28 protein-coding genes are annotated in these 22,647 nt (G+C 64.8%); 17 read left to right on the forward strand and 11 right to left on the reverse strand.

Features of this window, described 5'->3' with window-relative positions; translation table 11 throughout:
- Complete coding sequence (locus FOC67_RS02720) at positions 1–849, forward strand: carbon-nitrogen hydrolase family protein (RefSeq protein WP_009315924.1); 849 nt, start codon at positions 1–3, stop codon at positions 847–849.
- Positions 850–851: 2 nt separating this feature from the next.
- Positions 852–2,294, forward strand: a complete 1,443-nt coding sequence (tldD, locus tag FOC67_RS02725; protein ID WP_003098866.1) for a metalloprotease TldD — start codon at positions 852–854, stop codon at positions 2,292–2,294.
- Positions 2,295–2,324: 30 nt separating this feature from the next.
- Here tldD and yjgA read toward each other — a convergent pair whose 3' ends face one another.
- Positions 2,325–2,849 (reverse strand): ribosome biogenesis factor YjgA, encoded by a 525-nt coding sequence (gene yjgA / locus FOC67_RS02730; protein WP_003094378.1) that lies wholly within the window; start codon positions 2,847–2,849, stop codon positions 2,325–2,327.
- Positions 2,850–2,947: 98 nt separating this feature from the next.
- Between yjgA and pmbA the strand changes: the two genes are divergently transcribed.
- The 6 genes from pmbA (at position 2,948) to FOC67_RS02760 (ending at position 8,261) form a co-directional block, all read left to right on the forward strand.
- A complete protein-coding gene (gene pmbA / locus FOC67_RS02735; RefSeq protein ID WP_003110024.1) occupies positions 2,948–4,297 on the forward strand; it encodes a metalloprotease PmbA in 1,350 nt (449 codons plus the stop codon).
- Positions 4,298–4,444: 147 nt separating this feature from the next.
- Positions 4,445–4,840, forward strand: a complete 396-nt coding sequence (locus FOC67_RS02740; protein WP_003094374.1) for a hypothetical protein — start codon at positions 4,445–4,447, stop codon at positions 4,838–4,840.
- Positions 4,833–6,209 carry a class II fumarate hydratase FumC gene (gene fumC, locus FOC67_RS02745; RefSeq protein ID WP_003098863.1) on the forward strand — a complete coding sequence of 459 codons (1,377 nt, stop codon included), beginning with the start codon at positions 4,833–4,835 and terminating at the stop codon, positions 6,207–6,209. The genes FOC67_RS02740 and fumC overlap by 8 nt, the downstream gene beginning before the upstream one ends.
- A 27-nt stretch (positions 6,210–6,236) precedes the next feature.
- Positions 6,237–6,686, forward strand: a complete 450-nt coding sequence (locus tag FOC67_RS02750; protein WP_003094369.1) for a hypothetical protein — start codon at positions 6,237–6,239, stop codon at positions 6,684–6,686.
- Positions 6,687–6,698: 12 nt separating this feature from the next.
- Positions 6,699–7,310 carry a superoxide dismutase gene (locus FOC67_RS02755; protein ID WP_009315925.1) on the forward strand — a complete coding sequence of 204 codons (612 nt, stop codon included), beginning with the start codon at positions 6,699–6,701 and terminating at the stop codon, positions 7,308–7,310.
- 18 nt (positions 7,311–7,328) lie between these two features.
- Positions 7,329–8,261 carry a ZIP family metal transporter gene (locus FOC67_RS02760; protein ID WP_003120918.1) on the forward strand — a complete coding sequence of 311 codons (933 nt, stop codon included), beginning with the start codon at positions 7,329–7,331 and terminating at the stop codon, positions 8,259–8,261.
- A 96-nt stretch (positions 8,262–8,357) separates the two neighbouring features.
- On the opposite strand, the gene FOC67_RS02765 is transcribed toward FOC67_RS02760, so the two are convergent.
- The 10 genes from FOC67_RS02765 to kdsD all read right to left on the reverse strand — a co-directional run bounded on the left by FOC67_RS02765 (position 8,358) and on the right by kdsD (position 15,444).
- Entirely contained in the window at positions 8,358–8,630 is a 273-nt protein-coding gene (locus FOC67_RS02765) for an HPr family phosphocarrier protein (RefSeq protein ID WP_003094362.1), read from the reverse strand.
- A gap of 29 nt (positions 8,631–8,659) precedes the next feature.
- A complete protein-coding gene (rapZ, locus tag FOC67_RS02770; RefSeq protein WP_003094361.1) occupies positions 8,660–9,520 on the reverse strand; it encodes an RNase adapter RapZ in 861 nt (286 codons plus the stop codon).
- Between the two features lies 1 nt (position 9,521).
- Positions 9,522–9,986 carry a PTS IIA-like nitrogen regulatory protein PtsN gene (gene ptsN, locus FOC67_RS02775; protein ID WP_003098853.1) on the reverse strand — a complete coding sequence of 155 codons (465 nt, stop codon included), beginning with the start codon at positions 9,984–9,986 and terminating at the stop codon, positions 9,522–9,524.
- Between the two features lie 13 nt (positions 9,987–9,999).
- Positions 10,000–10,308 (reverse strand): ribosome hibernation-promoting factor, HPF/YfiA family, encoded by a 309-nt coding sequence (gene hpf / locus FOC67_RS02780; RefSeq protein ID WP_003094359.1) that lies wholly within the window; start codon positions 10,306–10,308, stop codon positions 10,000–10,002.
- A 77-nt stretch (positions 10,309–10,385) separates the two neighbouring features.
- Positions 10,386–11,879, reverse strand: coding sequence for an RNA polymerase factor sigma-54 (locus tag FOC67_RS02785; protein WP_009315926.1), 1,494 nt, complete (start codon positions 11,877–11,879; stop codon positions 10,386–10,388).
- A 225-nt stretch (positions 11,880–12,104) separates the two neighbouring features.
- Complete coding sequence (lptB, locus tag FOC67_RS02790) at positions 12,105–12,830, reverse strand: LPS export ABC transporter ATP-binding protein (RefSeq protein ID WP_003094355.1); 726 nt, start codon at positions 12,828–12,830, stop codon at positions 12,105–12,107.
- Complete coding sequence (gene lptA / locus FOC67_RS02795) at positions 12,830–13,357, reverse strand: lipopolysaccharide transport periplasmic protein LptA (RefSeq protein WP_003120916.1); 528 nt, start codon at positions 13,355–13,357, stop codon at positions 12,830–12,832. The genes lptB and lptA overlap by 1 nt, the downstream gene beginning before the upstream one ends.
- The gene (gene lptC / locus FOC67_RS02800; RefSeq protein WP_003094353.1) at positions 13,344–13,916 is read right to left on the reverse strand and encodes an LPS export ABC transporter periplasmic protein LptC; all 573 of its coding nucleotides are present in this window, start codon (positions 13,914–13,916) and stop codon (positions 13,344–13,346) included. Before lptC ends, lptA begins: the two co-directional genes overlap by 14 nt.
- A gap of 8 nt (positions 13,917–13,924) precedes the next feature.
- Positions 13,925–14,464 (reverse strand): HAD family hydrolase, encoded by a 540-nt coding sequence (locus FOC67_RS02805; RefSeq protein ID WP_003094350.1) that lies wholly within the window; start codon positions 14,462–14,464, stop codon positions 13,925–13,927.
- Positions 14,464–15,444 (reverse strand): arabinose-5-phosphate isomerase KdsD, encoded by a 981-nt coding sequence (gene kdsD / locus FOC67_RS02810; RefSeq protein ID WP_003094347.1) that lies wholly within the window; start codon positions 15,442–15,444, stop codon positions 14,464–14,466. Before kdsD ends, FOC67_RS02805 begins: the two co-directional genes overlap by 1 nt.
- A gap of 413 nt (positions 15,445–15,857) precedes the next feature.
- On the opposite strand from kdsD, the gene FOC67_RS02815 reads away from it, so the two are divergent.
- The 9 genes from FOC67_RS02815 (at position 15,858) to hisD (ending at position 22,645) form a co-directional block, all read left to right on the forward strand.
- On the forward strand, positions 15,858–16,667 hold the full coding sequence (locus tag FOC67_RS02815) for an ABC transporter ATP-binding protein (RefSeq protein ID WP_003094343.1): 810 nt from the start codon (positions 15,858–15,860) through the stop codon (positions 16,665–16,667).
- The gene (mlaE, locus tag FOC67_RS02820; protein ID WP_003094341.1) at positions 16,667–17,464 is read left to right on the forward strand and encodes a lipid asymmetry maintenance ABC transporter permease subunit MlaE; all 798 of its coding nucleotides are present in this window, start codon (positions 16,667–16,669) and stop codon (positions 17,462–17,464) included. Before FOC67_RS02815 ends, mlaE begins: the two co-directional genes overlap by 1 nt.
- Positions 17,465–17,938, forward strand: coding sequence for an outer membrane lipid asymmetry maintenance protein MlaD (mlaD, locus tag FOC67_RS02825; RefSeq protein WP_003094339.1), 474 nt, complete (start codon positions 17,465–17,467; stop codon positions 17,936–17,938). It abuts the gene before it with no gap.
- Positions 17,939–17,949: 11 nt separating this feature from the next.
- The gene (locus tag FOC67_RS02830; protein ID WP_003094337.1) at positions 17,950–18,597 is read left to right on the forward strand and encodes a phospholipid-binding protein MlaC; all 648 of its coding nucleotides are present in this window, start codon (positions 17,950–17,952) and stop codon (positions 18,595–18,597) included.
- Positions 18,594–18,902, forward strand: a complete 309-nt coding sequence (locus FOC67_RS02835) for a lipid asymmetry maintenance protein MlaB (RefSeq protein WP_003094335.1) — start codon at positions 18,594–18,596, stop codon at positions 18,900–18,902. The genes FOC67_RS02830 and FOC67_RS02835 overlap by 4 nt, the downstream gene beginning before the upstream one ends.
- 116 nt (positions 18,903–19,018) lie before the next feature.
- A complete protein-coding gene (locus tag FOC67_RS02840) occupies positions 19,019–19,258 on the forward strand; it encodes a BolA family protein (protein ID WP_003094334.1) in 240 nt (79 codons plus the stop codon).
- 20 nt (positions 19,259–19,278) lie between these two features.
- Positions 19,279–20,544, forward strand: a complete 1,266-nt coding sequence (gene murA, locus FOC67_RS02845; RefSeq protein ID WP_003094332.1) for a UDP-N-acetylglucosamine 1-carboxyvinyltransferase — start codon at positions 19,279–19,281, stop codon at positions 20,542–20,544.
- A gap of 17 nt (positions 20,545–20,561) precedes the next feature.
- Complete coding sequence (gene hisG, locus FOC67_RS02850; RefSeq protein ID WP_003094331.1) at positions 20,562–21,197, forward strand: ATP phosphoribosyltransferase; 636 nt, start codon at positions 20,562–20,564, stop codon at positions 21,195–21,197.
- A 125-nt stretch (positions 21,198–21,322) separates the two neighbouring features.
- On the forward strand, positions 21,323–22,645 hold the full coding sequence (hisD, locus tag FOC67_RS02855) for a histidinol dehydrogenase (protein ID WP_003094326.1): 1,323 nt from the start codon (positions 21,323–21,325) through the stop codon (positions 22,643–22,645).
- Positions 22,646–22,647 lie beyond the last annotated feature (2 nt).

Consider the following 22,647-nt stretch of genomic DNA (forward strand, 5'->3'; position numbering starts at 1 on the left):
ATGTCCATTGCCGTGATCCAGATGGTCAGCCAGGACGACGTGACGGCCAACCTGGCCGCCGCCCGTCGCCTGCTGGAACAGGCCGCCGAGGGTGGGGCGCGGCTCGCCGTGCTGCCGGAAAACTTCGCCGCCATGGGCCGGCGCGACCTGGCCGAGCTGGGGCGCGCCGAGGCGCGGGGGAACGGGCCTATCCTGCCGTGGTTGAATTCCGCCGCTCGCGACCTCAGGTTGTGGATAGTCGCCGGAACGCTGCCGCTGCCGCCGGAGGGGCAACCCGAGGCGAAGGCGAATGCCTGTTCGCTGCTGATCGACGAGCATGGAGAACGGGTTGCCCGCTACGACAAGCTGCACCTGTTCGATGTGGACGTAGCCGATGCGCGGGGCCGCTATCGTGAATCCGACGACTATGCTTTCGGTCAGAAGATCGTGGTGGCGGATACGCCGGTCGGTCGCCTTGGCCTGACGGTCTGCTACGACCTGCGTTTTCCGGAACTCTATACCGCGCTGCGCGAGGCTGGCGCAGAACTGATCACGGCGCCGTCGGCGTTCACCGCGGTGACCGGCGCGGCGCACTGGCAGGTGCTGGTCCGCGCCCGCGCCATCGAGACCCAGTGCTACCTGCTGGCGGCCGGACAGGGTGGCGTCCACCCACGGGGCCGGGAGACGTTCGGCCATTCGGCCATCGTCGATCCCTGGGGCCGGGTCCTGGCCGAGCGGCCGCAGGGCGAAGCGGTGCTGCTGGCGGCGCGCGACGCCGCAGAACAGGCGGATATCCGCCGGCGCATGCCGGTGGTGGCGCACAGACGATTTTTCCCGCCGGCCGAACCGCGGCCGGCGCGTACGGAGTGAATATGAGCGAGTTGTTGTCATCCGTCAGCCAGCAGTTGCTGGCCCCCGGTGGTCTGGAGCTGGACAGCCTGCCCGGCATTCTTCATGAACTGAACGGCCCGGGCATCGATGCCGCCGACCTGTATTTCCAGAGCCAGGTCTCCGAGTCGTGGATGCTCGAGGACGGCATCGTCAAGGAAGGCAGCTTCAATCTCGACCAGGGCGTCGGGGTACGCGCGCAGTCGGGCGAGAAGACCGGCTTCGCCTATAGCAATGCGATCACCGCCGAGGCGTTGAAACAGGCCGCGGTGGCGGCCCGTTCGATTTCCCGTGCGGGACAGAACGGCAGCGTGCAGGCGTTCAAGGCCGTGGTGCCGGCTCGCCTGTACGCCGGCGAGAACCCGCTGGACGTGCTCAGCCGTGCCGAGAAGGTCGAGTTGCTGAAGCAGATCGACGCAGCTACCCGTGCGCTCGATCCCCGCATCCAGCAGGTCACGGTGAGCATGGCCGGCGTCTGGGAGCAGATCCTGGTAGCGGCCAGCGACGGTTCGCTGGCCGCCGACATTCGTCCGCTGGTGCGTTTCAACGTCAGCGTGATCGTCGAACAGAACGGCCGACGCGAACGCGGCGGCCACGGCGGCGGCGGTCGCACCGACTATCGCTATTTCCTCCAGGAGGATCGTGCCATGGGCTACGCCCGCGAGGCCCTGCGCCAGGCGCTGGTCAACCTCGAGGCGATCCCCGCGCCGGCCGGCACCCTGCCGGTGGTGATGGGCGCGGGTTGGTCCGGGGTCCTGCTCCACGAAGCGGTCGGCCACGGCCTGGAGGGCGACTTCAACCGCAAGGGCAGCTCCGCCTACAGCGGCCGGGTCGGCGAAAAGGTCGCCTCGAGCCTGTGCACCATCGTCGACGACGGCACCCTGGCCGGGCGTCGCGGCTCGCTGAGCGTGGATGACGAAGGCACGCCGAGCAACTGCAACGTGCTGATCGAGAACGGCGTGCTCAAGGGCTACATGCAGGACAAGCTCAACGCCCGCCTGATGGGCGTGGCGCGCACCGGTAACGGCCGCCGCGAGTCCTACGCGCACCTGCCGATGCCACGCATGACCAACACCTACATGCTGGCCGGCGAGAGCGATCCGCAGGAAATCATCGCCTCGGTGGAGAAGGGTATCTACTGCGCCAATCTCGGCGGTGGCCAGGTCGATATCACCAGCGGCAAGTTCGTGTTCTCCACCAGCGAGGCCTACCTGATCGAGAACGGCAGGATCACCACCCCGGTGAAAGGCGCCACCCTGATCGGCAACGGTCCGGAAGCGATGAGCCGGGTGTCCATGGTCGGCAACGACCTGGCCCTGGACAGTGGCGTGGGAACCTGCGGGAAGGACGGTCAGTCGGTGCCGGTCGGCGTCGGCCAGCCGACCCTGAAGATCGATGCGATCACCGTCGGCGGCACCGGCGCCTGAGGCATGGCCCGGGCGCCGGCGCGGCGAAACCTAGCGCAGGCCGCGCTTGGTTTCGTCCAGTTCGCGGATGTACTTGAACACTTTGCGTGCGGCGGCCGGCGGTTTGTTGTGCGCGGCCTCGTGCTGGGCGTGGCGGACCAGGCCGCGCAGGTGCTGGCGATCGCACTCGGGGAACTCCCCGACGAAGGCGTCGAGCGCTGCGTCGCCGCCGGCGATCAACTGGTCGCGCCAACGTTCGAGGGCATGGAAACGTTCGTTGTACTGGCGGGTGGAGGAGTCCACCTGGTCGATGAGGGCGACGATGGCGTCCACGTCCTGGTCGCGCATCAGTTTGCCGATGTACTGGATATGCCGTTTGCGGGCGATGTGCGCCTTGTGCTTCGGCGCCTCGAGCAGCGCCTTGCGTAGCGGGTCGGTGAGCGGCAGGCGCTCCAGCAACTGCGGTTGCAGGGTGGTCAGGCGCTCGCCGAGGTCCTGCAGGGCATGCAGCTCGCGTTTGATCTGCGACTTGCTCTTCTCTTCGAATTGCGAGTCGTCGTCGTGAAATTCAGCCATGGTGGTGGTCCAGTGGAAAACGCCGCCATGATAACGAGTCAGGGGCCGCTTGTCCGGCCCGGCCGCGTGGGCGGCCACGTCAACAGGAGAGTCAACAGATGAGTCTACATGCCGCGGCAGTCGGTCCCTCCGTGCTTCCGGACCTTCGCGAGCAGGTCGAGCAGATCATCGCCGAGGCCCGCCGCCAGGGCGCCAGTGCTTGCGAAGTGGCGGTGTCGCTGGAGCAGGGCCTGTCCACCAGCGTGCGCCAGGGCGAGGTGGAAACCGTCGAGTTCAACCGTGACCAAGGTTTCGGCATCACCCTCTACGCAGGCCAGCGCAAGGGCTCGGCGAGCACCTCGGCGACCGGCGAGGCGGCCATCCGCGAGACGGTGGCGGCGGCGCTGGCGATCGCCCGCCATACCTCCGAGGACGAATGCGCCGGTCTCGCCGATGCCGCGTTGATGGCCCGCGAGTTGCCCGAGCTGGACCTCTATCATCCATGGAGCCTGAGTCCCGAGCAGGCCGTGGAACGTGCCCTGGCTTGCGAGGCAGCGGCGTTTGCCGCCGACAAGCGGGTGACCAAGGCCGACGGCACCACCCTGAATACCCACCAGGGCTGCCGGGTATACGGTAACAGCCACGGTTTCATCGGTGGTTACGCCAGCACCCGGCACAGCCTCAGCTGCGTGATGATCGCCGAGGGCGAAGGACAGATGCAGCGTGACTATTGGTATGACGTCAACCGCCGTGGCGAGGCCTTGGCCAGCGCCGAGTCGATCGGTCGGCGCGCCGCCGAGCGCGCCGCCAGCCGACTGGGCGCGCGGCCGGTGCAGACCGCCGAAGTGCCGGTGCTGTTCGCTCCGGAAATCGCTGTTGGCCTGTTCGGCCATTTCCTCGGGGCGATCTCAGGCGGCAGCCTGTATCGCAAGTCATCCTTCCTCGAAGGCGCGCTGGGCCAGCGCCTGTTTCCCGAATGGTTGAGCATCGACGAGCGGCCGCACCTGGTCGGCGCGCTCGGCAGCGCCAGCTTCGATAGCGACGGCCTGGCGACCTATGCCAAGCCATTCGTCGAGAACGGCGAGCTGGTGTCCTATGTCCTGGGCACCTATTCCGGGCGCAAGCTCGGCTTGCCGAGCACGGCCAACGCCGGCGGCGTGCATAACCTGTTCGTCAGCCATGGCGACGAGGACCAGGCCGCTCTGATACGCCGGATGGGGCGTGGCCTGCTGGTCACCGAGTTGATGGGGCAGGGCGTCAACCTGGTGACCGGCGATTATTCCCGCGGCGCCGCCGGCTACTGGGTCGAGAACGGCGAGATCCAGTTCCCGGTCCAGGAAGTCACCATCGCCGCCAACCTGCGCGACCTGTTCCGCCGTATCGTCGCGGTCGGCAAGGACATCGAACGGCGCGGCAACCTGCATACCGGTTCTGTACTGGTCGAGTCGATGATGGTAGCCGGGCGCTGAGGCCGGGTTTCCCTCTGTAGAACGCCAGCGCTCGTCGCTGGCGTTTTCGTTTCCGCCTGTTCGATTGTCCGCCTCTATGGGGACCATGCTTGTCTTTTGCCAAGAAGAAAACAATAATCAATCTCATTATCGTCTGGTGAGGTTGCCATGTCCTTCGAGGCGCACGACCCGCAAGCATTGGATCACTGGTACTGGCTGGGCACGCAGATCCGCTGCGCGCTCGATCCCGACGAACCGCGCCTGCTCGACCAGTACCTCGGCGAGGCGCGCTATCTCGCCGGTTGGGAAGGTGTGGCCGCCTGGCCGCTGTTCGAGAAAGCCTACAACCTCCTGCTCGATACCGGTCGCGATCCGATATTGCCCTGGCACTGGCGCAGCCTCTGCCTCGACTACGCCTACCGGCCCCTCTGCGAACTTCAGCGACTGACCACCAACGGCAGCCAGCGGCGACGGCTGCGCCAGCTCTCCGTACGAATGGCCAGGCAGGACCTGGCGCCGTCGATGAGCTTCGATCACCCGCAACAAGGAAACCAAGATGACTGACACCCGCATCGAACGCGACAGCATGGGCGAACTGGCGGTCCCGGCGACCGCCCTCTATGGCGCCCAGACCCAGCGCGCGGTGAACAACTTCCCGGTCAGCGGCCAACGCATGCCCCAGGCCTTCGTCCGCGCCCTGCTGCTGGCCAAGGCCGCGGCGGCGCGGGCGAACGTCTCCCTGCAGCAACTGGATGCACCGATGGGCGAGGCGATCGCCGAGACCTGCCTGCAACTGCTGCAGGAGGACTTCATGCAGCATTTCCCGGTGGATGTGTTCCAGACCGGCTCCGGCACCAGTTCCAACATGAACGCCAACGAAGTGGTGGCGACCCTGGCCAGTCGCCGCCTGGGCGGCAAGGTCAATCCGAACGACCATGTGAACTGCGGGCAGAGCAGCAACGACATCATCCCCTCGACCATCCACATCAGTGCCGCCCTCGAGATCAGCGAACGCCTGCTGCCGGCGCTGCGCCACCTGGAGCAGACTATCCAGAGCAAGGCCGGCGAAGTGCATGCCTATGTGAAGACCGGCCGCACCCACCTGATGGATGCGATGCCGGTACGCATGAGCCAGGTGCTCGGTGGCTGGGCGCAGCAGGTGCGACAGGCCGGCGTGCACATCGAGAGCGTACTTCCTGCCTTGCAGCAGTTGGCACAGGGCGGCACCGCGGTGGGCACCGGGATCAACGCCCATCCGCGGTTCGCCGAACGTTTCAGCCAGGAGCTGAACGACCTGACCGGGTTGGCGTTCCGCCCCGGCGACGACTTCTTCGCCCTGATCGGTTCGCAGGACACGGCGGTCGCTGCGTCCGGCCAGTTGAAGACCCTGGCCGTGACCCTGATGAAGCTGGCCAACGACCTGCGCTGGATGAACTCCGGGCCGCTTGCCGGGCTCGGCGAGATCGAGCTGGAAGCGCTGCAACCAGGCTCCTCAATCATGCCCGGCAAGGTCAACCCGGTGATCCCGGAGGCCACCGCGATGGTCGCCGCCCAGGTGATCGGCAATGACGCCGCCATTGCCGTCGCCGGCCAATCGGGCAACTTCGAACTGAACGTGATGCTGCCGCTGGTGGCGGACAACCTGTTGCACAGCATCCAGTTGCTGGCCAACGTCAGCCGGCTGCTGGCGGACAAGGCCATCGCCAGCTTCAAGGTCAACCAGGGCAAGCTCAGCGAGGCGTTGGCGCGCAACCCGATCCTGGTCACTGCGCTGAACCCGATCATCGGCTACCAGAAGGCTGCGGAAATCGCCAAGCAGGCCTATCGCGAGGGACGGCCGATCATCGATGTGGCGCTGGAAAACACCGATCTGGACCGTGCGCGCCTGGAGGTGTTGCTGGATCCGGAAAAACTCACGGCTGGCGGCCTCTGAGGCCGCCCCACCACTGGAGGTACCGCCATGCGTCATTGGCAACGAACGATCGAACAGGGCAACCGCTGTTTCGTCACCGGCGCATTGATCGATGCGCGTGAGCACTACCTCCATGCCCTGGCCCTGGCCCAGGTGCTGCTGGAACGCTGGGGCGACGCCGACGAGGCGGTGATGGCGTTCGTCATTTCCCATCACAACCTGGCCGACTTGCACCTGCAACTGGAGCAACCGGAGGAAACCGCCGAATACCTCTGCGCCTGCCACGAGCGCCTGTTGCGGGTCAGCGCCGACCAGAAGCTGCCGTTGGCCCTGCGCCAGGCGGCCCAGCATCACAGCCGGCGCACCTATGTCGAACTGCTGTCGTTCATCGGCGAGCACGGTGCCTATCCGCGCACCGAGCGCCTGCTCAAGGGACCGCCGAACGCGGAGGTCCGACCCGAGTTCCTCGCTCCGCCCCCCTCACTTCGCTATCACTGACGGAGAGTTTCCATGCCCCACGCCTTGCCGCCCTTGCCCTACTCCTACGATGCCCTGGAACCGCACATCGATGCGCTGACCATGGAGATCCACCACAGCAAGCACCACCAGACCTACGTGAACAACCTGAACGCCGCGCTGGAAGGCACGCCCTATGCCGAGCAGCCGGTGGAAAGCCTGCTGCGGCAACTGGCTGGTCTGCCGGAGAAGCTGCGCACCCCGGTTGTCAACAATGGCGGTGGGCATGCCAACCACTCGCTGTTCTGGACCGTGATGTCGCCCCAGGGCGGTGGCCGTCCCGATGGCGACCTGGGGCGGGCCATCGATGAGCAGCTCGGGGGCTTCGAGGCGTTCAAGGATGCGTTCACCAAGGCTGCGCTGACCCGCTTCGGCAGCGGCTGGGCCTGGCTCAGCGTGACTCCCCAGGGCAGCTTGCTGGTGGAGAGCAGCGGTAACCAGGACAGCCCGCTGATGAACGGCAATACGCCGATCCTCGGCCTGGACGTATGGGAGCACGCCTATTACCTGAAGTACCAGAACCGCCGCCCGGAATACATCGGCGCTTTCTACAACGTGATCGACTGGCGGGAGGTCGCGCGTCGCTATGCGCAAGCCCTGGCCTAATACTACCCGTGATGCGAGATGGCTGGCCGGCAGCCTGGCGGTGCAGCGATGAAGGCGTTGCTCCATGGCATCGCCGAAGGTAACGGGCGGACGCTGCGCAACCTGCTGGGCCTGCTGATCTTCATCGGCGGCGGCTACCTGCTCGGCCGCCACGCCCTGTTGCTGGCCGAGCTCAACCTGCCGGCGCCCATCGTGCTGGCGTTGAAAGGCGGCCTGCTCTGCGCCTTCGGTACCGCTCTCGGGGCGATGCCGGTGCTGGTGGTGAAGACCATGCCGGCGCGCCTGTCGGATGCGCTGCTGGGCTTCGGTGCCGGCGTGATGCTCTCGGCGACGGCCTTCTCGCTGATCATGCCGGCGCTATCCGCGGCCGGCGACCTCGGCTACTCGAAGTTCGGCGCGGGGTTCCTGGTCAGTTTCGGCCTGGCGGTCGGCGTGATGGGGCTGTTCATCCTCGGCCGGCTGATGCCGGACGTCCATCCCGGTTGCGAGGGCGCGCCACTGTCCGGTGGCATTCCCCCGCGCATCCTGCTATTCGTCACGGCCATCGTCCTGCACAACATCCCCGAAGGCATGGCGGTTGGCGTGTCGGCCGGTGCCGGCCTGGACGAGGCCAACGGCCTCGCCCTGGGCATCGCTCTGCAGGATGTGCCGGAAGGGCTGGTGGTGGCGCTGGTGCTGGCCGGAGTCGGTATGTCGCGTTTCAAGGCGATGCTGGTCGGTGCCGCGTCGGGCCTGGTCGAGCCGCTGTTCGCGGTGCTCTGCGCCTGGCTGGTCGGCCTCTCCGCGCTGCTCCTGCCCTGGGGGCTGGCCGCCGCGGCGGGAGCGATGCTCTTCGTGGTCACCCACGAGATCATTCCCGAGTCCCACCGCCAGGGACATGCCGCCGAGGCTACGCTGGGCCTGGTGTTCGGCTTCTGCCTGATGATGGTGCTGGATACCGCGCTGGGCTAGGGGACTCATCCGACCCGCGCTGAATTGACGCCGGCCGCAATCGCCGGAAAGGAAAAGCCGCCAGTTGGCGGCTTTTTCGTTGTCGCTGGGAAGAGGCTACTCGCCTTCGTCGAAACGGTTGTTGATCAGTTCGACCAGCGCGTTCAACGCCTCGTCTTCCTGTTCGCCTTCGGTATGCAGGTGCAGGTTGGTGCCCTTGCCGGCAGCCAGCATCATCACGGCCATGATGCTCTTGCCGTCGACGCAGCTTTCAGGATTGCGGCCGACCCGGACCTGGCAAGGGTAGCGCCCCGCGACGCCGACGAACTTGGCCGCCGCGCGGGCGTGCAGACCGAGCTTGTTGATGATGGTGATCTCGAGGGCGGGCATCTTGGGGAGTCTGTCCTTCTTGTTATGGGCTAGCTGCTGAGATCGCGGTGGCGAATCTGCACGTTCTTCAGGGAATCCCTGAGTGCAGCGCCAATCCGCTCGGCGAGGTAGACCGAACGATGGTGCCCGCCGGTACAGCCTATCGCAACTGTTACATATGAGCGGTTACTGGCGGCGAAGCGCGGCAACCATTTGTTCAGGTAGCCGACGATGTCCTGGTACATTTCCTCGACGTCCGGCTGGGCGGCCAGATACTCGCGGACTTCCGGCTCCAGCCCCGAATGATCGCGCAACTCGGGCTTCCAGTAGGGGTTCGGCAGGCAGCGCACATCGAACACCAGGTCGGCGTCGACTGGCATGCCGCGCTTGAAGCCAAAGGATTCGACGAGGAACGCGGTGCCGGGTTCCGGCTTGTTCAACAGGCGCAGTTTGATGGTGTCGCGCAACTGATAGAGGTTGAGGCTGGTGGTGTCCAGCTTCAGGTCGGCGAGGTCGGCGATCGGTCCGAGCAATTGGCTCTCGTCGCCAATCGCCTCCGCCAGCGAACGGGTGTCGGTGGTCAGCGGGTGGCGCCGGCGGGTTTCCGAGAATCGTTTGAGCAGCGTCTCGTCGTCGGCGTCGAGATACAGCACATCGCAGTTGATGTGGTTGTCCCGCACTTCCTGCAACAGTTCGGGGAAGCGCTGCAACTGGCTGGGCAGGTTGCGGGCGTCGATCGACACCGCCACCTGTGGCTGCAGTAGCTCCGTGTGCAACAGGGCGCGCTGCGCCAGGTCGGGAAGCAGGCTGGCGGGAAGGTTGTCGATGCAATAGAAGCCGTTGTCTTCGAGGACGTTCAGGGCGGTGCTCTTGCCCGAGCCCGAGCGGCCGCTGACGATGATCAGGCGCATGTCATTGCCCGTTCTGTACGTCTACCACGATCTGATAAAGCGCTTCGGCAGTGGGAGCGCTGCGCAGGCGGTCGCGTACGTCGGCACGGTCGAGCATGGCGGCGATCTGCCGGAGCAGTTCGAGATGTTCTTCGGTCGCGGCCTCCGGTACCAGCAAGACGAAGAGCAGGTCGACCGGCGCGCCGTCCAGCGCGTCGAAGTCCACGGGAGCATCCAGGTGCAGCACGGCGCTGATGGGGCTCTGGCAGCCAGACAGGCGGCAGTGCGGAATGGCGATGCCATTGCCGAAGCCGGTGGAGCCGAGTTTTTCCCGGGCCACCAGGTTTTCGAAGATGGTCTGGGCGTCGAACTCCGGCAGCTCCCTGGCTACCAGGTTGGCGATTTGTTCGAGTACGCGTTTCTTGCTGCCGCCCGGCACGTTCACGAGGGAACGGCCGGGGGTCAGGATTTGCTCAAGTCGGATCATAGGGGAGGGGAGATCAGCGGGCGCCTACGCCTTGCTGCCGTTCGAGATACTTCTCTTTGTGTTTGATCAGTTGACGGTCGAGTTTGTCGATCAGCAGGTCGATGGCCGCGTACATGTCCTCATGTTCCGCATTGGCTACGATCTCGCCACCGGCGATGCGCAGGGTGGCTTCGATCTTCTGCTTCAGTTTCTCGACCTCCATGATCACCTGAACATTGGTGATCTTGTCGAAATGGCGCTCCAGACGGCTCAGTTTCTCGCCGACATAGTCGCGCAGGGCGTCGGTCACATCCAGTTGATGGCCACTGATGTTGACTTGCATACCGCGTTCTCCTTGTTGCCCGTGTGTAAGTGGCAGGTTAGCAACCTGCCTCCGGAACACCTTGGCGTGGATCAACGTCACACCAGTCGCTTGCGCTCGCTCGAAGGGGCTATGCCCAGGGATTCGCGGTATTTGGCGACGGTGCGGCGAGCCACTTGAATGCCCTGTGCCTCCAGTAAACCAGCGATCTTGCTGTCGCTCAATGGCTTTTTCGCATTTTCCGCGGCCACCAGTTTCTTGATGATCGCGCGGATCGCGGTGGACGAGCATTCCCCGCCTTCAGCGGTACTGACGTGACTTGAAAAGAAATATTTCAGCTCGAAAATGCCGCGCGGCGTATGCATGTATTTCTGCGTGGTGACCCGCGAAATGGTCGATTCGTGCATGCCCACCGCTTCGGCGATGTCGTGCAGGACCAGCGGCTTCATGGCTTCTTCGCCGTAGTCGAGGAAACCGCGCTGGTGCTCGACGATCTGGGTGGCGACCTTCATCAGCGTTTCGTTGCGGCTCTGCAGGCTCTTGATGAACCAGCGGGCTTCCTGCAACTGGTTGCGCATGAAGGTATTGTCGGCGCTGCTGTCGGCGCGGCGGACCATGCCGGCGTAGGTGGCGTTGACGCGCAGGCGCGGCATCGCCTCCTGGTTCAGCTCGACCAGCCAGCGCTCGTTGTCCTTGCGCACGATGACGTCGGGGACGATGTATTCGGCTTCGCTCGATTCGATCTGCGAACCGGGCCGGGGATGCAGGCACTGGATCAGCTCGATGACCTGGCGCAGTTCGTCTTCCTTGAGCTTCATGCGCCGCATCAATTGGCTGTAGTCGCGGCCGCCGAGCAGGTCGAGGTAGTCGGATACCAGGCGCAGCGCTTCGTTCAGCCAGGGCGTGGTGGACGGCAACTGGCGCAGTTGCAGCAGCAGGCACTCGCGCAGGTTGCGGGCGCCGATGCCGGCGGGTTCCAGTTGCTGGATGCGGCGCAGCACGACTTCCACTTCGTCGAGCTCGACGTCCAGTTCCGGATCGATGGCGGCGAGGATTTCTTCGAGGGACTCTTCGAGATAGCCATCGTTGTTGATGCTATCGATGATGGTCACCGCGATCATCCGATCGGTGTCCGACATCGGTGCCAGGTTGACCTGCCAGAGCAGGTGGCTGTGCAGGCTCTCGCCGCTGCTGGTGCGCGCGGTGAAGTCCCATTCGTCATCGTCGTTGCTGGGCAGGCTGCTGGCGCTGGTCTGGTAGATGTCTTCCCAGGCGGTATCCACCGGCAACTCGCTGGGTATGCGTTCGCTCCACTGGTCGTCGTCGAGGCTTTCGACGCTGGGCGTGGCGCTTTCCTGGAGAGGGCTCTCCTGGGGCGCGCTGGCCGCCTGTTCGACGCCATCGGCGAGAGGGTCGCTGTTGTCGAAATCGTCGCCGTCTTCCTGGCGTTCGAGCATGGGATTGGATTCCAGCGCTTCCTGGATTTCCTGCTGGAGGTCCAGGGTGGATAGCTGGAGGAGGCGTATGGCCTGTTGCAGCTGCGGCGTCATCGTCAGCTGCTGGCCCATCTTGAGGACTAGCGATGGTTTCATGGCTGAGGGCTTAGTACCTTATTCGCTGGTACCGGATGGCACCATCCACTACTACGGGTGCCGAGGTGGCGGCACCGCCAGGAAGCAAATTATATGCCTGAATTTTCGTACTTTGCCTAGGGTTGCTCTGAATAAATCATCCGCTCCAGGCGGCACTCGCGGTTGCGAAACCGCGGGCGAGCGGAACCGCTCCGGCGAGGCCGGAGGGCGCGCTAGGAGATTTCTTCAGAGGCGGAACTCGTGCCCCAGGTAGACTTCCTTGACCAGGTCGTTGGCGAGGATGCTCTCGGCATCCCCCTCCGCGATCAACTGCCCATCATTGACGATATACGCCGTTTCACAGATGTCCAGGGTCTCGCGGACGTTGTGGTCGGTGATGAGGATGCCGATACCCTTCGCCTTGAGGTGATGGATGATCTGCTTGATGTCGCCGACCGAGATCGGGTCCACGCCGGCGAAGGGCTCGTCGAGGAGGATGAATTTCGGCGCGCTGGCCAGGGCGCGGGCGATTTCCACCCGGCGTCGTTCGCCGCCGGACAGGCTCATGCCGAGGTTGTCGCGGATGTGGTGGATGTGGAATTCCTGCAGCAGGCCTTCCAGGGCTTCCTTGCGACCGTTGCGATCGAGGTCGCTGCGGGTCTCGAGGATCGCCATGATGTTGTCGGATACCGACAGCTTGCGGAAGATCGAGGCTTCCTGCGGCAGGTAGCCGATGCCGGCCCGGGCGCGCCCGTGCATCGGCAGGTGGGTGACGTTCTGCTCGTCGATGCGGACCACGCCCTGGTCGGCCTGGACCAGGCCGACGATCATGTAGAAGCAGGTGGTCTTGCCGGCACCGTTCGGACCGAGCAGGCCGACGATCTGCCCGCTATCGATGGACATGCTGACGTCGCGGACGACTTGCCGGCCTTTATAGCTTTTGGCCAGGTGCTGGGCTTTGAGCGTTGCCATTACTGGGCCTTTTTCTTCGGCTGGATGACCATGTCGATGCGCGGGCGCGGGCTGGTCACCTGGGAGCCGGTGGCACGACCCGCGTTGACGATCTGGCGCTGGGTGTCGTAGACGATCTTCTCGCCTTCGAAGGTGTTGCCTTCCTGGATCACCTTGGCCTGGTCGATCAGCACGACCCGGTTCTGCGTGACGAAGTACTGGATGGTCAGGCCATAGGCCTTGGTCACGTCCTTGTCCGGAGCGGGTTTCTGCTCGTAGTAGGCAGGCTTGCCGACCGAGGTCACGACCTCGATGTCGCCGTTCTTGTCCTGCTTCAGGGTCACGGTGTTGCCGGTCAGCTTGGTGCTGCCCTGGGTCACCACGACGTCGCCGCGGTAGACCGCGACGCCCTGCTTGTCGTCCAGTTCGGCGCTGTCGGCCTGGACGCGGATCGGTTGTTCGCGGTCCGAAGGCAGGGCCAAGGCCATGGAGCTGCCGAGGGCGGCAGTCAGACCGAAAATAAGGGGGAGGGTATTAACGAACCTCATGCTGACCTCTTACGTTGGACAGCAGGTGCATCCGGCTGTCTTTCAGATACGCTTTCATTCCAACAGCCGTCGTCACTCCATTGGCCGCGTCGATTTTAACGGCTTGCTCGGTCTGTGCATAATTCTTGTCGGGGAATACGGTCAGCCGAGTGGTGGTCAGGATGCTTGGTTGGCCCTTGGCATCGGTACGTGCGACGCGCACGTCGTCGATGAGTTCGACCTCCTTGCCTTTCGGTCCGACTTCGGCGCGGGCGCTCTGGATGTGCCAGGGTTGCACGTTGCCACGGAAGAGCAGCAGGTCGGGGGTGGTGACGAAAGTGATGTCCGTGGCTTTCTGGTGCTCCAGCTTCACCGCGGTCATCTCGTAGTCGAGGCTGCCGTCCTCCTGGTACTGGAGGCTATGGGCATTCTCGGCATAGTAGTCGATGGTGTTGTCCTGGCCGGGGCGGGTCGGCTGTTCGTTGAACAGCTCGAGCCCGACGTTCCAGTAGTAGCCCGCGACGATCAGCAACAGGGCGATCAGGGCGAGCAGCAGTTTCTGGCGTAGTGTCTTCGGCATGGTCGGCTCTACAGATAGGCGCCCTGGGCGGCTTCGAGCGTACCCTGGGCGCGCATGATCAGTTCGCAGAACTCGCGGGCGGCGCCTTCGCCGCCGCGGGCCGCGGTGACGCCATGGGCATGCTGGCGCACGAACGGGTCGGCACTGGCTACCGCCATGCCCAGGCCGACGCGGCGGATCACCGGCAGATCGGGCAGGTCGTCGCCAAGGTAGGCGACTTGCTCATAGCCTAGTCCGAGTTCGCCGAGAAGTTCGTCGAGGACGGCGAGCTTGTCTTCCCGGCCCTGATAGAGGTGCTGGATGCCCAGGTTGCGCGCGCGCCGTTCGACCACCGGAGTGTCGCGGCCGGTGATGATGGCGGTGCGCACGCCGGAGGCGATGAGCATCTTGATGCCATGTCCGTCCAGGGTATTGAAGGTCTTGAACTCGCTGCCGTCGACGAGGAAATACAGCTTGCCGTCGGTCAGCACGCCGTCGACGTCGAAGATCGCCAGGCGTATCCGGCGGGCCCGGACCGGGAGTTCCGCGGCCGAATGGGTATCGCTCATTACATCACTCCTGCGCGCAACAGGTCGTGCATGTTCAGGGCGCCGACCGGACGGTCGTCCGCGTCGACCACCACCAGTGCGCCGATCTTGTTGTCTTCCATGATCTTCAGGGCTTCCGCGGCGAGAATCTCGGCGCGGACGGTCTTGCCGTGGACGGTCATCACCTGGTCGATGGTGACCTGGCGGACGTCGATGCCCCGATCCAGGGCGCGACGCAGGTCGCCATCGGTGAAAATGCCGGCAAGCTTGCCGTGTTCGTCGAGCACTACGGTCATGCCCAGGCCCTTGCGGGTCATTTCCATCAGCGCGCCGGTCAGCGAGGTGCCGAGCAGCACCTGCGGCAGCCCTTCGCCGACGTGCATGACGTCTTCCACCTTCAGCAGCAGTCGGCGGCCCAGCGCACCGCCCGGGTGCGAGAAGGCGAAGTCTTCCGCGGTAAAGCCGCGGGCTTCGAGCAGGGCGATCGCCAGGGCGTCGCCGAGGACCAGGGTTACGGTGGTGGAGGAGGTCGGGGCCAGGTTCAGTGGACAGGCTTCCTGGCCGACACTGGCGTCCAGGTTCACTTCCGCAGCCTTGGCCAGGGGCGACTCGGGGTTGCCGGTCATGCTGATCAGGGTGATGCCCAGGCGCTTGATCAGAGGCAACAGGGTGACGATTTCGGCAGTCGAGCCGGAGTTGGACAGGGCGAGGACCACGTCGTCCTTGGTGATCATGCCCATGTCGCCGTGGCTGGCCTCGGCCGGATGCACGAAGAAGGAGGGGGTGCCGGTGCTGGCCAGGGTAGCGGCGATCTTCTTGCCGATGTGACCGGACTTGCCCATGCCGACGACGACGACCCGGCCCTTGCCGGCCAGCAGCAGTTCGCAGGCCTTGACGAAATCGTCGCCAATCCGCGCCAGCAGGCTGTCTACCGCGTCGCGCTCGAGGCCGATGGTGCGCTGGGCGGAATGGATGAAATCGAGGTTCTGGCTCATGTTCAACGAATGTGGCGCCTGGATTAAAGGCGGGATTATAACGGGAAAGCGTGTCCCGCTTACACCAGCCATGCTGTGAAGTCGGTCCGCATCCCCCCGCGGCGCAATGTTGTATGGACTGCAATGCTCTGTTACGCCGCCGTTATCTGCACTCCGCGCTATGACTGCATAAATGTCGATATATTCGACGTCGACGCGATTTTTTTCTGTCCGTAGTGAACCTGAAGTGTGCGATATGTCCTAAAGGGCTGAGAGAACGCTCCGAACAAGCTGAATCCAAGCTGAACGGCACGGTGCCAGGCCTTGGGCCAGAACCCGCCGCAGTGCTATAGTCCGCGCCCATTCGACCCCTCCGGGATGCGTGCCTTTGCAACGGGCAAGGCGTCCAGCATGGACGGGTCGCATCGCAAGGAGTCCTGATGAGCACCGATAGTGCCTACGCGGTCGAGTTGAAGGGCCTGACCTTCAAGCGCGGATCGCGGGCGATTTTCGACAACATCGATGTGCGTATCCCGCGCGGAAAGGTGACCGGCATCATGGGCCCGTCCGGTTGCGGCAAGACCACGTTGCTGCGGCTGATCGCCTCCCAGTTGCGTCCTTCGAAGGGGGAGGTCTGGGTCAACGGGCAGAACCTGCCGCAGCTTTCGCGCGGCGACCTGTTCGACATGCGCAAGCAGTTCGGCGTGCTGTTCCAGAGCGGGGCGCTGTTCACCGATCTCGACGTCTTCGAGAACGTCGCGTTTCCGCTGCGCGTGCATACCCAGCTGCCGGAAGAGATGATCCGCGACATCGTCCTGATGAAGCTTCAGGCCGTCGGCCTGCGCGGCGCCGTGGAACTGATGCCGGACGAGCTTTCCGGCGGCATGAAGCGCCGCGTCGCCCTGGCCCGGGCGATCGCCCTGGACCCGCAGATCCTGCTCTACGACGAGCCGTTCGTGGGGCAGGATCCGATCGCCATGGGCGTCCTGGTGCGCCTGATCCGCCTGCTCAACGATGCCCTCGGCATCACCAGCATCGTGGTTTCCCATGACCTGGCCGAGACCGCCAGCATCGCCGACTACATCTATATCGTCGGCGACGGCCGGGTACTTGGCCACGGGACGCCGGACGTCCTCAAGGAAACCGACGATCCTCGTATCCGCCAGTTCGTCAAGGGAATCCCGGATGGTCCCGTTCCGTTCCATTATCCGGCCCGCGACTACCGGGCCGACCTGCTGGGAGAGCGCTGATGCGTAGAGTCTCTCCCCTCGAGCGTATCCGCCTGTTCGGCCGCGCCGGCCTGGACGTGGTCGCCGCGCTCGGCCGCTCGACCCTGTTCCTCGGCCACGCCCTGCTCGGCCGGCGCACGCCAGGCACCGGGTTGCACCTGCTGGTGAAGCAACTCTACTCGGTAGGCGTGCTGTCGCTGGCGATCATCGTCGTCTCGGGCCTGTTCATTGGCATGGTGCTGGCCCTGCAGGGCTACAACATCCTGATTTCCTATGGTTCCGAGCAGGCGGTCGGGCAGATGGTGGCCCTGACCCTGCTGCGCGAACTGGGGCCGGTGGTGACCGGCCTGCTGTTCGCCGGCCGTGCCGGCTCTGCGCTTACCGCGGAAATCGGCAACATGAAGGCCACCGAACAGCTTTCCAGCCTGGAAATGATCGGTGTCGACCCGCTCAAGTACATCGTCGCGCCGCGCCTGTGGGCCGGTTTCATCTCCATGCCGCTGCTCGCCGCGATCTTCAGCGTGGTCGGCATCTGGGGCGGGGCGATGGTCGCGGTCGACTGGCTGGGCGTATACGAGGGGTCGTTCTGGGCGAACATGCAGAACAGCGTGCAGTTCACCGAGGATGTGCTCAACGGCGTGATCAAAAGTATCGTATTCGCCTTCGTGGTGACCTGGATCGCGGTCTACCAAGGCTACGACTGCGAGCCGACCTCGGAAGGAATCAGCCGGGCGACGACTCGGACCGTGGTCTATGCCTCCCTGGCGGTGCTGGGGCTCGACTTCATTCTGACTGCTTTGATGTTTGGAGATTTCTGAATGCAAACCCGCACCCTGGAAATCGGTGTCGGCCTGTTCCTCCTGGCCGGCCTGCTGGCCCTGTTGCTGCTGGCCCTGCGGGTCAGCGGCCTGAGCGTGGGCAACGCCGGCGATACCTACAAGGTCTACGCCTACTTCGACAACATCGCCGGTGTTACCGTGCGCGGCAAGGTCACCCTGGCCGGCGTGACGATCGGCAAGGTGACGGCGGTCGACCTGGATCGCGACAGCTACACTGGTCGCGTGACCATGGAGATCAACCAGAACGTGAACAACCTGCCGGTCGATTCCACGGCGTCGATCCTGACCGCCGGCCTGCTGGGCGAGAAATACATCGGCATCAGCGTCGGCGGCGACGAGGACGTTCTGAAGGACGGCAGCACCATCCACGACACCCAGTCGGCGCTGGTGCTGGAAGACCTGATCGGCAAGTTCCTGCTGAACTCGGTTAACAAAGACGAAGCCAAAAAGTGAGGTTTTCTTCCATGCTGACTCTTCTGCGTCGCGGCCTGCTGGTGTTCCTGGCGGCTTTCCCGCTGCTTTCCATGGCGGCGCCGACCCCGCAACAGGTGGTGCAGGGCACGGTCGACGAACTGCTTTCCGACATCAAGGCCAACAAGGCCGCCTACAAGGCCGATCCGCAAAAGCTCTACGCCACTCTCGACCGTATCCTCGGGCCGGTGGTCGATGCCGAAGGCATCGCCAAGAGCGTGATGACCGTCAAGTATTCGCGCCAGGCCTCACCCGAGCAGATCAAGCGCTTCGAGGAAGTGTTCAAGAACAGCCTGATGCAGTTCTACGGCAACGCGCTGCTCGAATACGACAACCAGGACATCCGCGTGCTGCCTAGCTCGGCCAAGCCGAGCGACGATCGCGCCAGCGTCAACATGGAAATCCGTGACAGCAAGGGCACGGTCTACCCGGTCTCCTACACCATGACCAACCTGGCCGGTGGCTGGAAGGTCCGCAACGTGATCATCAACGGCATCAACATCGGCAAGCTGTTCCGCGACCAGTTCGCCGACACCATGCAGAAGAACCGCAACGACCTCGAGAAGACCATCGCCGGCTGGGGCGAGGTGGTCGCCAAGGCCAAGGAAACCGCGAAAGCGGAAGAGGCCGGGGCGAAATGAGCCAGGCCAGCCTGCGCGAAGGCGCGGCCGGCGAACTGCAGCTCGCCGGCGTGCTCGACTACAGCAGCGGGCCGGCGTTGCGCGAGCAGGGCGGTCGGCTGATCCGCGCCAGCCAGGCGGCGGAACTGGTCGTCGACTGCTCGGCGGTGGAGCGCTCCAGCAGCGTGGGCATTTCCCTGTTGCTGGCCTTCATGCGCGACGCACGCAAGGCCGGCAAGGTCCTGAGCGTCAGGGCGTTGCCGGACGACATGCGGGAGATTGCCAAGGTCAGCAGCCTTCTGGAGATCCTGCCTTTGCAGGAATGACCGGCCGGCGGAACGAGCGGCCCTCCGTCTGCGCGTCCCTTCCTGGGGTTCGCAGGCGGAGGGCTTTTTTGTATGATGGCCGACCGTGCGCGTAGGGCGCCCGATTGAGGTTGAGCATGCAGGCCGAAGACGTTAAGAGCCTTCTCCAGGAAAAACTCCCCGGCACCCAGGTGGAAGTCGAGGGCGAAGGGTGCAATTTCCAACTGAATCTGATCAGCGACGAACTGGCCGGCCAGAGCCCGGTCAAGCGTCAGCAGCAGGTCTACGCCCATTTGAACGCCTGGATCGCCGATGGCAGCATCCATGCCGTCACCATGAAATTCTTCAGCCGCGCCGCCTGGGCCGAGCGTTCCTGAGCCCACGGGGGATCATTGCAATGGATAAACTGATTATTACCGGCGGTAACCGCCTCGATGGCGAAATCCGCATTTCCGGCGCGAAGAACTCGGCGCTGCCGATCCTGGCCGCGACCCTGCTGGCCGATACTCCGGTCACCGTCTGCAACCTGCCGCACCTGCACGACATTACCACCATGATCGAACTGTTCGGCCGCATGGGCGTGCAGCCGATCATCGACGAGAAGCTCAACGTCGAAGTCGACGCCAGCAGCATCAAGACCTTGGTCGCGCCGTACGAGCTGGTGAAGACCATGCGTGCCTCGATCCTGGTGCTGGGTCCGATGCTGGCGCGCTTCGGCGAGGCCGAAGTGGCCCTGCCGGGCGGTTGCGCGATCGGTTCGCGTCCGGTCGACCTGCATATCCGCGGTCTCGAGGCCATGGGCGCGCAGATCGAGGTCGAAGGCGGCTACATCAAGGCCAAGGCGCCGGCCGGCGGCCTGCGTGGCGGTCACTTCTTCTTCGATACCGTCAGCGTGACCGGCACCGAGAACCTGATGATGGCCGCCGCGCTGGCCAACGGCCGCACCGTGCTGCAGAACGCCGCTCGCGAGCCGGAGGTGGTCGACCTGGCCAACTGCCTGAACGCCATGGGCGCCAACGTCCAGGGCGCTGGCTCCGATACCATCGTCATCGAAGGCGTGAAGCGCCTCGGCGGTGCTCGCTACGACGTACTGCCCGACCGTATCGAGACCGGCACCTACCTGGTGGCCGCGGCCGCGACCGGCGGCCGGGTGAAGCTGAAGGATACCGACCCGACCATCCTCGAGGCGGTCCTGCAGAAGCTGGAAGAGGCCGGTGCCCACATCAGCACCGGCAGCAACTGGATCGAGCTGGACATGAAGGGCAACCGGCCGAAGGCGGTCAACGTGCGTACCGCGCCGTACCCGGCGTTCCCCACCGACATGCAGGCCCAGTTCATCTCCATGAACGCGGTAGCCGAAGGCACCGGCGCGGTCATCGAGACGGTCTTCGAGAACCGCTTCATGCATGTTTACGAAATGAACCGCATGGGTGCGCAGATCCTCGTCGAAGGCAACACCGCCATCGTCACCGGCGTACCCAAGCTCAAGGGCGCTCCGGTCATGGCGACCGACCTGCGCGCATCCGCGAGCCTGGTGATCGCCGGCCTGGTGGCCGAGGGCGACACCCTGATCGATCGCATCTACCACATCGACCGTGGCTACGAGTGCATCGAAGAGAAACTCCAGCTGCTCGGCGCCAAGATCCGCCGCGTACCGGGCTAGCGGAGGCTGTCGCGCAAATGCTGACCATCGCCTTGTCCAAGGGCCGGATTCTCGACGATACCCTGCCGCTGCTCGCAGCGGCGGGCATCGTGCCGTCGGAGAACCCGGACAAGAGCCGCAAGCTGATCATCCCGACGTCCCTGCCCGATGTGCGCCTGCTCATCGTGCGCGCCACCGACGTGCCGACTTATGTCGAGCATGGCGCCGCCGATCTCGGCGTGGCCGGCAAGGACGTGCTGATGGAGTACGGCGGCCAGGGACTCTACGAACCGCTGGACCTGCGTATCGCCAACTGCAAGCTGATGACCGCCGGCGCCATTGGCGCGCCTGAACCCAAGGGACGCCTGCGGGTGGCCACCAAGTTCGTCAATGTCGCCAAGCGCTACTACGCCGAGCAGGGCCGCCAGGTCGACGTGATCAAGCTGTACGGCTCGATGGAGCTGGCGCCGCTGGTCGGTCTCGCCGACAAGATCATCGACGTCGTGGATACCGGCAACACCCTGCGCGCCAACGGCCTGGAGCCCCAGGAACTGATCGCCACGATCAGCTCGCGCCTGGTGGTCAACAAGGCCTCGATGAAGATGCAGCACGGTCGCATCCAGTCGCTGATCGATACCCTGCGCGACGCCGTCGAGGCGCGACACCGTCACTGATACCCGTGCGGCTCCGCGCCGCACCTGCCTATCCGTGTCATAGCCAAATTTTCTCGGGTGCCCGCACGGTGGGCTTGGTAGTCTAGCGGCGCCCGAGACAACGCCATCCATAAAAGAGGCTCGCTATGACCGCTCCCTTCGCTATCCGTCGACTCAATGCCGCTGATCCGGACTTCGGGCGTCATCTGGATCATCTGCTGAGCTGGGAAAGTGTCTCCGACGATTCGGTCAACCAGCGCGTCCTCGACATCATCGCCGCCGTACGCAGCCGTGGCGACGCCGCCGTGGTCGAGTTCACCCAGCGCTTCGACGGTCTCCAGGCCGCCTCGATGGCTGACCTGATCCTGCCGCGCGAGCGCCTGGAGCTGGCTCTCACCCGCATCACCGTAGCCCAGCGCGAAGCCCTGGAAGTCGCCGCCGAGCGCGTGCGCAGCTACCACGAGAAGCAGAAGCAGGGTTCCTGGCGCTACACCGAGGCCGACGGCACGGTGCTCGGCCAGCAGGTCACCCCGCTGGACCGCGCCGGGCTCTATGTGCCGGGCGGCAAGGCGTCCTACCCGTCCTCGGTGCTGATGAACGCGATCCCGGCCAAGGTCGCCGGGGTGTCCGAAGTGGTCATGGTCGTACCGACCCCGCGCGGCGAGATCAACGAGATCGTCCTCGCCGCCGCCTGCATCGCCGGTGTCGACCGTGTCTTCACCATCGGCGGGGCACAGGCCGTGGCCGCGTTGGCCTACGGCACCGAAAGCGTGCCGCGGGTGGACAAGATCGTCGGCCCCGGCAACATCTACGTGGCCACCGCCAAGCGTCACGTGTTCGGCCAGGTCGGCATCGACATGATCGCCGGTCCCTCGGAAATCCTCGTGGTCTGCGATGGCCAGACCGATCCCGACTGGATCGCCATGGACCTGTTCTCCCAGGCCGAACACGACGAAGACGCCCAGTCGATCCTGGTCAGTCCGGACGCGGCGTTCCTGGACCGCGTCGCGGACAGCATCGCTCGCCTGCTGCCGACCATGGAGCGCGCCGAGATCATCCGCACCTCCCTGGAGGGGCGCGGCGCGCTGATCCAGGTCGCCGACCAGGCCCAGGCCTGTGCGGTGGCCAACCGCATCGCCCCGGAACACCTGGAGCTGTCGGTGGCCGATCCGGAAAGCTGGCTGCCGGAGATCCGCCATGCCGGCGCGATCTTCATGGGCCGCTACACTGCCGAGGCCCTGGGCGACTACTGCGCCGGCCCGAACCACGTGCTGCCGACCTCCGGTACCGCGCGTTTCTCTTCGCCGCTGGGGGTATATGACTTCCAGAAGCGTTCGTCGATCATCAACTGCTCGGCCGAGGGCGCTTCGGTCCTCGGTCGCACCGCTTCGGTGCTGGCTCGCGGCGAGTCGTTGACCGCCCACGCGCGCAGCGCCGAATACCGCATCCTCGACGAGAAGGAGGCCTGAGC

Origin of the sequence: Pseudomonas sp. FDAARGOS_761 (genome assembly GCF_013343155.1) — a bacterium.
Taxonomy (GTDB): Bacteria; Pseudomonadota; Gammaproteobacteria; order Pseudomonadales; family Pseudomonadaceae; genus Pseudomonas; species Pseudomonas aeruginosa.

Excerpts from the sequence above, each read along its gene's own strand:
- FOC67_RS02720 (WP_009315924.1), top strand. The coding sequence starts at position 1 with ATGTCCATTGCCGTGATCCAGATGGTCAGCCAGGACGACGTGACGGCC.
- tldD (WP_003098866.1), top strand. The coding sequence starts at position 852 with ATGAGCGAGTTGTTGTCATCCGTCAGCCAGCAGTTGCTGGCCCCCGGT.
- yjgA (WP_003094378.1), bottom strand. The coding sequence starts at position 2,849 with ATGGCTGAATTTCACGACGACGACTCGCAATTCGAAGAGAAGAGCAAG.
- pmbA (WP_003110024.1), top strand. The coding sequence starts at position 2,948 with ATGAGTCTACATGCCGCGGCAGTCGGTCCCTCCGTGCTTCCGGACCTT.
- FOC67_RS02740 (WP_003094374.1), top strand. The coding sequence starts at position 4,445 with ATGTCCTTCGAGGCGCACGACCCGCAAGCATTGGATCACTGGTACTGG.
- fumC (WP_003098863.1), top strand. The coding sequence starts at position 4,833 with ATGACTGACACCCGCATCGAACGCGACAGCATGGGCGAACTGGCGGTC.
- FOC67_RS02750 (WP_003094369.1), top strand. The coding sequence starts at position 6,237 with ATGCGTCATTGGCAACGAACGATCGAACAGGGCAACCGCTGTTTCGTC.
- FOC67_RS02755 (WP_009315925.1), top strand. The coding sequence starts at position 6,699 with ATGCCCCACGCCTTGCCGCCCTTGCCCTACTCCTACGATGCCCTGGAA.
- FOC67_RS02760 (WP_003120918.1), top strand. The coding sequence starts at position 7,329 with ATGGCTGGCCGGCAGCCTGGCGGTGCAGCGATGAAGGCGTTGCTCCAT.
- FOC67_RS02765 (WP_003094362.1), bottom strand. The coding sequence starts at position 8,630 with ATGCCCGCCCTCGAGATCACCATCATCAACAAGCTCGGTCTGCACGCC.
- rapZ (WP_003094361.1), bottom strand. The coding sequence starts at position 9,520 with ATGCGCCTGATCATCGTCAGCGGCCGCTCGGGCTCGGGCAAGAGCACC.
- ptsN (WP_003098853.1), bottom strand. The coding sequence starts at position 9,986 with ATGATCCGACTTGAGCAAATCCTGACCCCCGGCCGTTCCCTCGTGAAC.
- hpf (WP_003094359.1), bottom strand. The coding sequence starts at position 10,308 with ATGCAAGTCAACATCAGTGGCCATCAACTGGATGTGACCGACGCCCTG.
- FOC67_RS02785 (WP_009315926.1), bottom strand. The coding sequence starts at position 11,879 with ATGAAACCATCGCTAGTCCTCAAGATGGGCCAGCAGCTGACGATGACG.
- lptB (WP_003094355.1), bottom strand. The coding sequence starts at position 12,830 with ATGGCAACGCTCAAAGCCCAGCACCTGGCCAAAAGCTATAAAGGCCGG.
- lptA (WP_003120916.1), bottom strand. The coding sequence starts at position 13,357 with ATGAGGTTCGTTAATACCCTCCCCCTTATTTTCGGTCTGACTGCCGCC.
- lptC (WP_003094353.1), bottom strand. The coding sequence starts at position 13,916 with ATGCCGAAGACACTACGCCAGAAACTGCTGCTCGCCCTGATCGCCCTG.
- FOC67_RS02805 (WP_003094350.1), bottom strand. The coding sequence starts at position 14,464 with ATGAGCGATACCCATTCGGCCGCGGAACTCCCGGTCCGGGCCCGCCGG.
- FOC67_RS02815 (WP_003094343.1), top strand. The coding sequence starts at position 15,858 with ATGAGCACCGATAGTGCCTACGCGGTCGAGTTGAAGGGCCTGACCTTC.
- mlaE (WP_003094341.1), top strand. The coding sequence starts at position 16,667 with ATGCGTAGAGTCTCTCCCCTCGAGCGTATCCGCCTGTTCGGCCGCGCC.
- mlaD (WP_003094339.1), top strand. The coding sequence starts at position 17,465 with ATGCAAACCCGCACCCTGGAAATCGGTGTCGGCCTGTTCCTCCTGGCC.
- FOC67_RS02830 (WP_003094337.1), top strand. The coding sequence starts at position 17,950 with ATGCTGACTCTTCTGCGTCGCGGCCTGCTGGTGTTCCTGGCGGCTTTC.
- FOC67_RS02835 (WP_003094335.1), top strand. The coding sequence starts at position 18,594 with ATGAGCCAGGCCAGCCTGCGCGAAGGCGCGGCCGGCGAACTGCAGCTC.
- FOC67_RS02840 (WP_003094334.1), top strand. The coding sequence starts at position 19,019 with ATGCAGGCCGAAGACGTTAAGAGCCTTCTCCAGGAAAAACTCCCCGGC.
- murA (WP_003094332.1), top strand. The coding sequence starts at position 19,279 with ATGGATAAACTGATTATTACCGGCGGTAACCGCCTCGATGGCGAAATC.
- hisG (WP_003094331.1), top strand. The coding sequence starts at position 20,562 with ATGCTGACCATCGCCTTGTCCAAGGGCCGGATTCTCGACGATACCCTG.
- hisD (WP_003094326.1), top strand. The coding sequence starts at position 21,323 with ATGACCGCTCCCTTCGCTATCCGTCGACTCAATGCCGCTGATCCGGAC.